An 11849-nucleotide genomic window follows, 5' to 3' on the forward strand; every position below is an offset into this window, starting at 1 on the left:
ATGAGCAAGCAAATCCACGTTACTGACACGATCCTGCGCGACGCCCACCAATCGCTGCTCGCCACCCGCATGCGCACCGAAGACATGCTGCCGATCTGCGACAAGCTCGACAAAGTCGGCTACTGGTCGCTGGAATGCTGGGGCGGCGCGACCTTCGACGCCTGCGTACGTTTCCTCAAAGAAGACCCGTGGGAGCGCCTGCGCCAATTGCGCGCGGCGCTGCCTAACACTCGCCTGCAAATGCTCCTGCGGGGCCAGAACCTGCTGGGCTACCGCCACTACAGCGACGACGTAGTCAAAGCCTTCGTCGCTAAAGCAGCGGTCAATGGCATCGACGTGTTCCGTATCTTCGACGCGATGAACGACGTGCGTAACCTGCGCGTGGCCATCGAAGCGGTGAAAGCCGCCGGCAAACATGCCCAGGGCACCATCGCCTATACCACCAGTCCGGTGCACACCATCGATGCGTTCGTGGCCCAGGCCAAGCAGATGGAAGCCATGGGTTGCGACTCGGTGGCGATCAAGGACATGGCCGGCCTGCTGACCCCGTACGCCACTGGCGAACTGGTCAGGGCGTTGAAATCCGAGCAGTCGCTGCCGGTGTTTATCCATTCCCACGACACCGCTGGCATGGCCACCATGTGCCAACTCAAAGCCATCGAAAACGGCGCCGACCACATCGACACCGCGATCTCCAGCTTCGCTTCGGGCACCAGCCACCCGGGCACCGAATCGATGGTCGCCGCCCTTAAAGGCAGTGAGTACGACACCGGCCTGAATCTGGAACTGCTGCAGGAGATCGGCCTGTACTTCTACGCCGTGCGCAAGAAGTACCACCAGTTCGAAAGCGAGTTCACCGCGGTCGACACCCGTGTGCAAGTCAACCAGGTACCGGGCGGGATGATCTCCAACCTGGCTAACCAGTTGAAAGAGCAGGGCGCCCTGAACCGCATGAGCGAAGTGTTGGCCGAAATCCCGCGCGTTCGCGAGGACCTCGGTTTCCCACCGCTGGTGACCCCGACTTCGCAAATCGTCGGCACCCAGGCGTTCTTCAACGTGCTGGCCGGCGAGCGCTACAAGACCATCACCAATGAAGTGAAACTCTACCTGCAAGGCGGCTACGGCAAGGCGCCGGGCACCGTGAATGAAAAACTGCGTCGCCAGGCGATCGGTAGCGAGGAAGTGATCGACGTGCGCCCGGCTGATCTGCTCAAGCCGGAAATGGCCAAGCTGCGCGCGGAAATCGGCTCGGTGGCCAAGTCCGAGGAAGACGTGCTGACCTACGCCATGTTCCCGGACATCGGGCGCAAGTTCCTTGAAGAACGTGCCGCCGGCACCCTGACACCTGAAGTGCTGCTGCCAATTCCAGAAGCCGGCGGCGTCACCTCCGCAGGTGGCGAAGGCGTGCCCACCGAGTTCGTGATCGACGTTCACGGTGAAACCTACCGAGTCGATATCACCGGTGTCGGCGTCAAGGCTGAAGGCAAGCGTCACTTCTACCTGTCCATCGACGGCATGCCGGAAGAAGTGGTGTTCGAACCGCTCAACGAATTCGTCAGCGGCGGCAGCAGCAAGCGCAAGCAAGCCTCGGCGCCAGGCCATGTCAGCACCACCATGCCGGGCAACATTGTCGACGTGCTGGTCAAGGAAGGCGACATGGTGAAAGCCGGCCAGGCCGTGCTGATCACTGAGGCGATGAAGATGGAAACCGAAGTCCAGGCCGCCATCGCCGGCAAAGTCACCGCCATTCACGTGGCCAAGGGCGACCGGGTGAACCCGGGCGAAATCCTGATCGAGATCGAAGGCTGATTAACAGCCTCGATACACCGCTTTAAACCTCGGGGGGGCATGTGCTCCCCTTTTTTTGTCTGTCGTTTAGAGCGATTACTGACAACCATCCTGAGGATCTGCATTATTTTGCGTTTTTTATCGCAAGTTTTGCCTTTAACTGCATTTTAATGCAGATAATAAGGCTGTTTCCAAGAGCTGAATGCACTATATTGCGTGTTGGCGTCGCAATTTAAGTCAAGATATGCATTTAAATGCAGGTGAAGATGACATGTATAACCTTACCTTACAGGTCTACATCGCAGCTACCTGGCGCGACGCTATGGTCTTGAGCTTTGACAGCCCTGAAAAAGGCTTCGAGAGCCGCTGCAGTTTCGGTTACGAACAGAGTTACCTGGCCGACAACTATGAATCCATCGGAACACCTTTCGCGAAAGCCGTGAGTGCCAGGCTTCCACTGGATTGGGATGGATGGCGGTCCAATGCCCCGGCGTTCGTGCATGACATTGCGCCTGCTGGGGCGGCGAAAAGATTTCTCATGGCTCGCATCGGCCGAGACAAGCCTGCAGATATCGACGCTGAACTTTATCTATTGGCTCGAAGCACGCCGGCACCGATCGGCAATATGCGGATAAAAGAATCTGCTGAAGCAGTAGACCAGCGCGAGGCAATGGGTTTCGAGCGTCAGGACGTTATCGCACGTGATAACCGGTTTCTTGAATATGCCTATGAGCAAGGTGCTGCGATTGGTGGAGCGACGGGTGCCGGAGGCGAGGCCCCAAAGCTTTTGCTGGCTCAAAATAAAAGTGGTCTTCTATACCCCGATGCTGTGCTTGACGATGCCGAGGTTACTGAACACTGGTTTGTGAAGTTCGCCCGCAATAAGGGCTCGAAAACAGATCAGGACATCCTCAGGAGTGAGTATCACTACTACAAGGCGCTGCAGGAACTGGGGATAGAAACTCTTGAAGCGCAGGGCCTGGCTTTGGCAGAGGCCACCAAGCCGAGTTTATGGATGAAGCGTTTTGATCGCCGAGTCACCGGTCAGGGAGTCGAGCGCCTTGCCGTCGAATCGGTCTATTCGTTGGCAAATATCACTACACCCGGTAGTGCCATGGATCACATCGAAGTGATCCGACTGCTCGCGAAGCTTTGGCGTGATGCGGGACAAGTTGATGAAATCCCTGATTTGGTCGCTGATTATCTGAGACGCGACTTGATCAATAAGATTCTCGGTAACTCAGATAATCATGGTCGCAACACCGCAATCATCCGTGGCACTGATTCGTTTCGACTGGCGCCGATTTACGACCTGGCACCGATGGTGATGGACGACGAAGGAGTGACACGCACCACCAAGTGGCCAAAAGAACTGGAACGGGCAGGGGATGTTGATTGGCGTGGCGTGTGTAGCGCTCTGGCTGGCCTGGCCGATCCGAATGACCCATTGGCCGCACTCAGCGATGCATCGCAAATCTACGAGCGCCTGCGTTCGGATGCCCGACGCCTGGCTGCACTTCCCGACATTCTGAGTGCCAGTGGTTTGCCTGATGCGACGATGAATCATCCGCGAATTGCCCTGAAAAGCCTGGAGCACCGTTTGATAGAGTGGGACTTGAAATGAGCATGACGGTTGCAGAGCGCACAATACTCATTGAGAGCATCCGGGAGGCACTTGCCCAAGGCACTCTTGAAATCGGCGAGGCTGTTCGCCGTTTACGTGTGGAGGTCACAGGCCTGCACCAGACGCAGTTTGCGAAGATGTGCAAGATTTCGGTGCGCACGCTGGTACATATCGAGCATGGGGAGGGGAATCAGACGTTGAAATCCCTGAATGCAGTGTTCAGACCTTTTGGAATGAAAATGGGAGTAGTGCGGCTTCGGCGCGATGGTGAATGTTGAACTACCCCGCGTCGCCAATCCGTAGGAGCCGGCTTGCCGGCGATTGCGAGGGTACACGCGCCACCGCCGGCAAGCTGATCAGCCCCCTAACCCCGGCACTCCGCCAGCGTCTTCAACTGACCTGAAGTCGTCTGGTTTTCAGCCGACAGCCACCGCTCGAAGCCGGCGCCTATGGCCGGCCACTCCGAGTCCAGGATCGAATACCAGGCGGTATCGCGGTTCTGGCCCTTGACCACCATGTGCTGGCGGAACACGCCTTCAAAGCTGAACCCCAGACGCTCGGCCGCATACTTGGAGCGCGCGTTGCCGTTGTTGCACTTCCACTCCAGGCGGCGGTAACCCAGTGCAAAGGATTCCCTGGCCAGCAGATACACCGCCTCAGTACTTTTCGGTGAGCGTTGCATTGGTGCGCCGAAGGTCACGTGGCCGATCTCGATGCGGCCTTGGGCCGGAACGATCGACATCAGGCTGAGGATGCCCTGCACCTCACCGCTGGCGCGGTCGATCACGCTGAAAAAATAGGGTTCGCTGTGGGCCGCATGATTGTTCAACCAATCGTCGAACACGTTGCGCTGCTCAAAGGGACCATAAGGCAGGTAATCCCACAGCTTGGGATCGGCGCCGGGGCCTTGCAGGGCTTTGAACAAGCCATCGGCGTGACGGGCCGGATCAAGTTTCTCAAGGCGGATAAACCGACCTTCGATGGTTTGAACCGAGGGGGCCGGGACGCCTTTCCAGTCCGCGAGTGAAGTCGACATGTTGTTCTCCTTGAACCTTAAAGGGCTTTACGAAACTGGATGAAACCCGGCCGCTCGGCGATACGCTCGTAGAGCTGGATCGCGGTGGTGTTGCTTTCGTGGGTCAACCAATGGACCTTGCAGCAACCATCGTTTTTGGCGGTGGCGTAGACGAATTCGATCAACTGGCGACCCACGCCGGTGCCGCGGGTTTGCGGCGCCACCAGCAAGTCTTGCAAGTAACAGGAGTTCTCGATGCTCCAGTTTGATCGATGGTAGATGAAATGCACCATGCCCACCGCTCGACCATCTGCCCAGGCCAGCGCGGCGTGGGTCGGCTCGCCTGGATCAAGCATGCGCTCCCAGGTGCTTCGAGTGACCGCTTCAGGCAGCTGGGTGTTGTAAAAGCCGAGATAGGCTTGCCACAAGGGTAACCAGGCGGCGTGATCGTCGGCAGTGACCTGGCGGATGTCGAGCTGACTCATGTGGGTTCCTTAACGCATCAAGTGAGCGAGGGCCTGGTCTTGCGCATTGGGGCTGGCGCCGAGCCCCTCGCGCACGCCGGCATAATCTGCGGGGCTGCGGTGCTGGCCGAGTTTGCGTGTACCTTCCAGGCGTTGGATGGGCAGGGCAAAGCCGACGATGGCCTTGAGCATCCCGTCAATGTAGTCGGCCGGAGCGTCGCTGACTTTCCACGGCTGTGCGCGGGCGCCTTCATGACGATCGGTCAAGCCACTGACCAGCTCAAGCAGGCGATCGGCATCGCTGAACACCTGGGCGGTGCCGTACGCGTGCACGGCGATGTAGTTCCAGGTGGGCACGACTTTGCCGTGCTCGGCTTTGCTGGGGTAAAACCCGGGGCTGATATAGCCATCGGCACCGGCAAATATCACCAGGGCTTGCGCGCCGTTCTGCAGTTCCTTCCACTGCGGATTGGCCCTGGCGAAATGACCGTAGAGGGTGCCATTGGGGCCTTCGTCGCCGCGCAGCAACAGCGGCAGATGACTGGCTTGCAAGCCTTGCTCGCCGTGGGTCACGACCAAGGCCAGGCGGGTGGCGAGTATCTGCTGCTGCAGTTCGTCCAAATCGTGGATGGCAAAGCTGCTGGGGTTGTACATGGAAAAATTCCTTGGCGAATGCCTGCATCCTAGGCAGGCTATTGGTCTGTTGTAAGAGCCATTAACGACCAATTTCATAGGTCCATTATCATGAGCCAAGCACCGCTTTCCCTGTCATTCAATCCAGCTGGCATCGAGCTTGATCGGCGTCAGGGGCTGAGTCGACAGCTCTATCAGGCGTTACGACTGCGGGTGCTGGATGGGCGGCTGGCCAGTGGTACGCGATTGCCAGCCACTCGTGATCTGGCGGCGGCGCTGGGGATTTCCCGTAATAGCGTGGTGCAGGCATACGATCAACTGTACGCCGAGGGATTTATCGAGGGGCGAGTGGGAGACGGAACTTATGTCGCGCAATTGCCCCATGCGGACTCCCCCGGCAAAAAACTATCCACAAAAGTATCCACAGGGTTTTCAACAGGCTTACCCACAGCCTTATCCACAAATTGGCTGGATTTACCTGTGATTTCATCCAGTGAAGTTATCCACAATGGGGCTCTGGGCCGGGTCGAAAAGAACCACTTAGTGACTCCACCGAGCGGCCCACCTCGCGCATTCAGGGTGGGGGTGCCGGCGTTCGATCTGTTTCCTTTTGAGGTATGGGCCAAGCTAAACGCGGCTTTCTGGCGTAAACCGGATTTACAGCAGCTGTGCTACGGCGATCCGGCGGGCGATGCGCGGTTGCGCGGGATGATTGCCGCGTATCTGCGTAGTTCTCGGGGAATGCAGTGCACCGCTGAGCAAATAGTGATCACCAGTGGCGCGCAGCAGGGAATTAGCCTTTGTGCACAGCTGCTGGTGGAGCCCGGGGACGGAGTGGCCCTGGAAAATCCGGGGTATCGGGCGGCGGGGCATGCGTTCGCTGTTGCCGGTGCCCGATTGCATGGGGTGGCGGTGGACAGTGAGGGTATCGACTGCAACCAGCTGGCCAGCCTTGACGATTGCCGCCTCGCTTACGTGACGCCTTCGCATCAATACCCCACCGGGGTGGTGATGAGCCTGGCGCGCCGCCTCGAGTTGCTGGCTTGGGCTGAGCGCAACCAAGGCTGGATCGTCGAGGACGACTATGACGGCGAATACCGTTACAGCGGCGCGCCACTCGCGCCGCTGGCCGCGCTCGATCGACAGGGGCGAGTCTTGTATGTCGGGACTTTTGGCAAAGTTGCCTTTCCGGCGCTGCGCCTGGGATACCTGGTGTTACCACCGGGGCTGGTGCAGGCATTTTCCCGGCGTCGGGCGGTGGACGTGCGACATTCCGAGGTCAGCACTCAGGCGGTCATGGCCGAGTTCATGGCCGCCGGGCATTTCCAGCGGCACATCCGCCGCATGCGCCGCGCCGCGCTAAACCGACGTAATGCAGTGCTGGCTGGTTGGCCGCAGGCGATTGCCGGCATCGGCAGTCTGCCCAGCGTGGCGGCCGGGTTGCACCTGACGGTGGCGGTCGACTCCCAGCATCGCGAGGAAGAGCTCATAGAGCAGGCCGCCAGCGTCGATGTGGAGATCAATCCGCTGAGCAGCTATTGGTTGCCGGATTCGTCAACGCCTCTGGACCAGCGTGCCGGGCTGGTCCTGGGCTTCGCGGCGGTTCCAGAGGAAGCTATCCACGCTGCACTGGGCCGCCTTGAAAAGGTTTGGCGCCCGTAGCCTCTAAGAGGCGGCTTGTACCGTGGTTTCCAGGTCCAGAAAGAGCTTGCGCAGTGCCGGCTCGTTGATTTTGCGGAACACGCCATCGATAGGCTCGAAGGTGCCAAGAACCTTCTGCAGGTCTTGCGAGAGGGTTTTCAGGTACGTCTCCGACACCTTCAAATGGGCCGCTGTGGGCGTGGTTGCCGGACTCGTCAGGGTTTCGTAATGGAAATGAGCCACCCATAAGGGTTCATTACGAGCCTTGTTCATAATCAGGTACTCCTGAAAATAGTCGCCGAGCCCTTTGGTCTGGATTCGCCCTCGTTGATCGCGGCTGATCTCGATCTGACCGTGGTCATGCATCCATTTGAAAATGCTCTGTGTTGGTTTGCGCCTTATGTACAAATCAGCGCGAACACCGACACCTTCCTTGCGCAAGCGCGTGGCGCCAGCGCGTAGTTCGGCACTCAGACTGCCTACCGGGAGGTCGGTGCCCTCGTTCCTTTTAATGTTGATCACGGCTTGGTCCACGTTATCGGCGGCTTGCTCCAACTTCAGTGCCTGTTGATCGAATACATCCTGAATATCGGCGGGGATGCGCCTTGGCAGCAATGCATCCTTGCGGGTACGTTCGATGAACTTGCCGGTGTCCAGGTTCAGCTCGATTCCGGCTTCTATCGTCTCCTGATCATTCAGGCTCGATATCGGATGCTGGTAGATGGCGGGCTCAAAGGATTTGAGCGGTTCCTCCGGGGTTCTTTCCGGTTCATTGTTTATCGGATCCCGTGGCCGCGTCTTGCGCACTTTGATCGGTTGACGTGACGGCGCGGGCTGCCCCCGGTCGACAGATGTTTGCGGCGCCACGGGCTCCGGCTCCGGCAGCAGGGCTTCCAAGCGGCTTTGCGCCAACTGCGCGAATTCGTGGATCAGATTTCGCAACTCAATGAGCTTGGGCAGCTTGACGAGGTCGGGGTACGTTTGCGCAAGTTCGTTGATGCGCTGATCGGCATCGGCAAAGGTCTCTGCCAGGGCGCTCAGATTCTCAATGTGCGAGTGCAGGTCGGCTGGCACGCCTCGGATTTTCACCAGCTCAGCCATCACAATGGCCGCCTTCGCCGCGCTGACCACAATTTTGCCTACCGCAACGCGAGCCTCCTGCATCAGGGGGCTGGCCTGCTCATTGATGCATAACTCCTGGGCCATGCCGATCTCATTGGCCTTGAGATCCAGTTCGGTGAACGAGGGGGTCAGTTTGCGGATCTTGATCGCGCTTTCGATGCCGAACTTTCCGGCGGCGCGCATGCCCTCAAGTGTCGATTGCGCCAAGCCGAGCCTGTCCATCATCTCTTGGCCGAGTGTGGTCGCTTTTTGCACATTGTCGATGTAGGTTTGTCTGGGAATCGCTTCTGTCTTCCCCGCTTTGGTCATGACACTGATGGCCTGGCCGTACTCGGTGCCCTTGATGACAAACCACAAAGACAGGTGCCTGTGCAGCGTAATGCTCAGGCGCAGCAGATCTTGCTGGTAGTTTTCAGTTCCACCGAGGGTGCGCCATTCGCTCAGTTGTTGCAGTGCCTGGCGGTACTCGTCGATCGTCGAGTCGAGCTTTTCGACATAGGCCGCCGCTTTTTCATCGTACTCTCCGGTACCGGCCTGCTGGAGATCGTCATGCAATTCGCGCAGTTGAGCTTCTTTGGTGCTTTCCAAAATCCTGAACGATTGCAGGAGGTCATCCAAATGGTTTCTGCGCTGCTCGTCAGCGGCTTCCTGATGCCGACTCATTGCATTACCCGAACCCCCGCGCAGGCGCAGGCGCAGGTCGAGCACCCATTGGCCCTTGCCACTGTCCATGAGTCGCGGCCCCGTGTGCCCAGGTTCGTTCGGGTACAGGATGTAAACCTCGTCATCGCCTCGTAACTCGACTTGAAACCAACGATCGCCGACCTGGGCGTAGTTTCGATCGGCGTGTTGATAGATCGACGGCGGCACGGCCTTCAGCTTTGTCACACTGGTATTGGAAATGTCCGGCGCTGCAACCTTTAGCGTGTCCAGATAAGCGCCCAGCGCCGTCGGTGTACGACGCACAATCGAGCCGTCCAGGTCCAGAGCATTCAGGTGGCTGGATGGCAAGTCCGGTGCCAGTACTTGCGAGTTGAGCTTGGTGACCACAGGACCGATGCTCGGCCCGGGCGCATGCTCCCTTGGGAGTCGTTCGATGGGCGGTTTGCTGGAGACTTTCTGACGCCGCAGCACCGCGTGATGACTGAGAATGATGCCGAGCGCCAGCAGAATATCCGACACGGAAGTCCACTCGATGAAGCTGTCACCCTGCTCATGGGCGTCCAGCGCCTGTTGAATCTGGTTGATGGTCTGCCAGACCCAGACGGCGGTACCCACTGCACCGCTGAGGAAATTGGAGGCCACGTCGAACAGTGCCCAGCCACTGTCTTTCAAGACACTCCAGCGCTGTTCGGCATTCGATTGCGATTGCCGGTCCGCAAGGTCGACCAAAGCCCGCGCGTTACTTTTGAACAGTGCTGACAGCAGGTTGCCAGTGGTCTCGACGCTTTGAATCGCAACGCGGCCGAACGTGGCTGCACGCTGGAACGGGTTGACCAGTTGTTGCGCAATCAGCCACGGAGATGGCAGCCCGGTGGGGAAAACGTACTGGGCGTATTCGAAGCTCAGCGCTTTGTCAGGTAGCCACGCCAGTACCGAATCCCGGAGATCACCGGGCTGGTGCAAGGCGTACAGGAGATTTTGTCTCGAGGGATATTGCAGAAGGGGTTCATCGAACATGGGCCGATACAGCAGACAAGGTGCGTTGTGGGTGTTTCGAGGGCTGATGATGAACATGTTGTCCACGGTATCGCTGGTTTTGAAGAGTCGATGTTGCGGGGTCAATGTCAGTGGATACAGGGCGATGGGGCTGGTGCCAGGGGCCGGTTTGATCAGGTCGCAGATAAATTGATAGCCGCGTTCATCGACACCGGTGTCGGGGCGCAGCCTTGCTTCCAGGGCCTGGAGCGGCAGCAACCAGCGTAGCTGGCTGCAATAGAAATCTTCCTGGCGCCGCGAGGTTACCGGGTCGCCCATTAGTTTGGGCTTAATCAAGTCGGGGTAGTTTTTACCGATGTCCACTTGCGCTGAAAGGGTCGTGAGAAATTCTGCGGTGAGCCACGACGGGACTGTCTCGCCGCCCTTGAAAAACACCGTGGCCTGATAGGGCGCCACATTCTCCAGGGCGAAGTCGGCCAGTGTGACGACATGCTGGTCGAGCGGGTTGGGCAGGGTCAAATTGCCGGTGGTCATGCTGTTGGTGATTTTGATTCGCAGGTCGTCCAGGGGAAGATTCGCCGCGTCGAGCGCCCGCGGATCAGCCTGGATCGCTTCACTCATCTGCCGTTGCGCATAGTCAGTGATGGACGGTATCTCGGCCCGGGCCAGTTGGCTGGCAGGTTGACGATACAACAGGCCCAGCGAGCTGACGTAATGACCGTAGTCCTCAATATCTCTGACCGAGGCGTTGCGCAGCCACGGGGGAATAGCTGCGTTCAATTGCAGGAATCGCGCGGTTGCCTTGAGATCGGGTCCGGCGTCGGGTGCTAATTCTTCCTCTGCCGGCGTCTCTTGAAATCGCAAGGCACCAATGGCGTCCAGTTGTGACGACACCAAGGCCCACGCCATATGGTCAAAGATGTTGCCCTCGGGTTCGTAGAGCCGCCATTTCAAAGTGCGCTCGTCGGCGAGGTCATCCAGGCGACCGGGGAGCGAGTTACCTAATGCTTCCATCGAGCGGAACGACTCGTACGCCCGCTCGATGGTGTACATCACCAGTAACTGACGGCCGCGATGGGTGGCCTTGAGGACAACGCCACAGCCGATCAGCAGATGATCATTGGCGCTGGCCCCCTCGATATCGATATCAATGAGGCAGGCCTGGATGGCGGAAAAATCGCTGTTCAGATTTCTACGGGTGCTGCGGTCCGGGTCGCGAAACACCTCCCGGGCCATCTCGCATTCAACCGCGTCCCAGCCCTTGACTCTCTGCACATTCAACATTTTGCGCAACGTGTCCGAGAACTCCTGCCAGCGGGCAATCTTGTGCCCCTTGGTATTCCAGAAATTCAGTTGTCGAGCCTGCATCTCGATGAACAGTTGCGCTGCCAGCGCGTTCAGGATCCTGGCAATTTGCTCGATGCTGACGTTGAGGTGCACTGGATTAAGGGCGTCAGGTTCAGAGGTCAAAAAATGCTCCCCTTCGAGAAAATTTGCCTTTGTTCCATATAGGCCCTGGCGTACGAGCACAGTGGTTAACAATTCGAAAGTGATAGGGCCTACCTCGACCCGGTCTTCCACAATCAGCCATTGAGGTGTGGCCAGCGTGGTTATTTCCGGGTCGATGTGCAGTTGTGGGTACGCCTCGTCCAACGCCTGACGTAGCAGTTGCGAAGCGACTTCGTGCAGTACTGGACCGTGGCCGATCTGGTTCACCAGCTCATTGGTGTGCACCAAGGGTGTCGAATTATTTGCGGGTGGTACGGGGTTATTGCTCATGACGAAGACCTCGGGGCAGGGGGGAGGCATGGAAAGCCTCTTGATGCGCCGACGGTAATGGGGGGGCGAACCCGCTGGGTGGTAGATGTTTACGGCAGGCAAAAAAAGACCCGCTGCCTGGCGG

General features: G+C 58.5%; 8 protein-coding genes. 4 read left to right on the forward strand and 4 right to left on the reverse strand.

Going from position 1 to position 11849, the window contains the following annotated elements; translation table 11 throughout:
• The 3 genes from oadA to L9059_RS07540 all read left to right on the forward strand — a co-directional run bounded on the left by oadA (position 1) and on the right by L9059_RS07540 (position 3690).
• Entirely contained in the window at positions 1 to 1809 is a 1809-nt protein-coding gene (gene oadA, locus L9059_RS07530) for a sodium-extruding oxaloacetate decarboxylase subunit alpha (protein ID WP_247289727.1), read from the forward strand.
• A gap of 250 nt (positions 1810 to 2059) precedes the next feature.
• Positions 2060 to 3412, forward strand: coding sequence for a type II toxin-antitoxin system HipA family toxin (locus tag L9059_RS07535; protein WP_247289728.1), 1353 nt, complete (start codon positions 2060 to 2062; stop codon positions 3410 to 3412).
• Positions 3409 to 3690, forward strand: coding sequence for a helix-turn-helix domain-containing protein (locus L9059_RS07540; protein ID WP_247289729.1), 282 nt, complete (start codon positions 3409 to 3411; stop codon positions 3688 to 3690). The genes L9059_RS07535 and L9059_RS07540 overlap by 4 nt, the downstream gene beginning before the upstream one ends.
• Positions 3691 to 3776: 86 nt before the next feature.
• Here the strand turns inward: L9059_RS07540 and L9059_RS07545 are convergent, their stop codons facing one another.
• Genes L9059_RS07545 through L9059_RS07555 form a run of 3 tightly spaced genes read right to left on the reverse strand, consistent with a single transcriptional unit; the run spans position 3777 to position 5545 of the window.
• Positions 3777 to 4448 carry a GNAT family N-acetyltransferase gene (locus tag L9059_RS07545; protein WP_247289730.1) on the reverse strand — a complete coding sequence of 224 codons (672 nt, stop codon included), beginning with the start codon at positions 4446 to 4448 and terminating at the stop codon, positions 3777 to 3779.
• A gap of 17 nt (positions 4449 to 4465) precedes the next feature.
• Entirely contained in the window at positions 4466 to 4912 is a 447-nt protein-coding gene (locus L9059_RS07550) for a GNAT family N-acetyltransferase (RefSeq protein WP_247289731.1), read from the reverse strand.
• 9 nt (positions 4913 to 4921) lie between these two features.
• A complete protein-coding gene (locus L9059_RS07555) occupies positions 4922 to 5545 on the reverse strand; it encodes an FMN-binding negative transcriptional regulator (RefSeq protein ID WP_247289732.1) in 624 nt (207 codons plus the stop codon).
• 90 nt (positions 5546 to 5635) lie between these two features.
• On the opposite strand from L9059_RS07555, the gene pdxR reads away from it, so the two are divergent.
• Positions 5636 to 7186 carry a MocR-like pyridoxine biosynthesis transcription factor PdxR gene (gene pdxR / locus L9059_RS07560; RefSeq protein ID WP_247289734.1) on the forward strand — a complete coding sequence of 517 codons (1551 nt, stop codon included), beginning with the start codon at positions 5636 to 5638 and terminating at the stop codon, positions 7184 to 7186.
• Between the two features lie 3 nt (positions 7187 to 7189).
• Here pdxR and L9059_RS07565 read toward each other — a convergent pair whose 3' ends face one another.
• Entirely contained in the window at positions 7190 to 11755 is a 4566-nt protein-coding gene (locus tag L9059_RS07565; protein ID WP_247289735.1) for a dermonecrotic toxin domain-containing protein, read from the reverse strand.
• Positions 11756 to 11849: the final 94 nt, after the last annotated feature.

This window comes from Pseudomonas violetae (assembly GCF_023072615.1).
Classification (GTDB): Bacteria; Pseudomonadota; Gammaproteobacteria; order Pseudomonadales; family Pseudomonadaceae; genus Aquipseudomonas; species Aquipseudomonas violetae.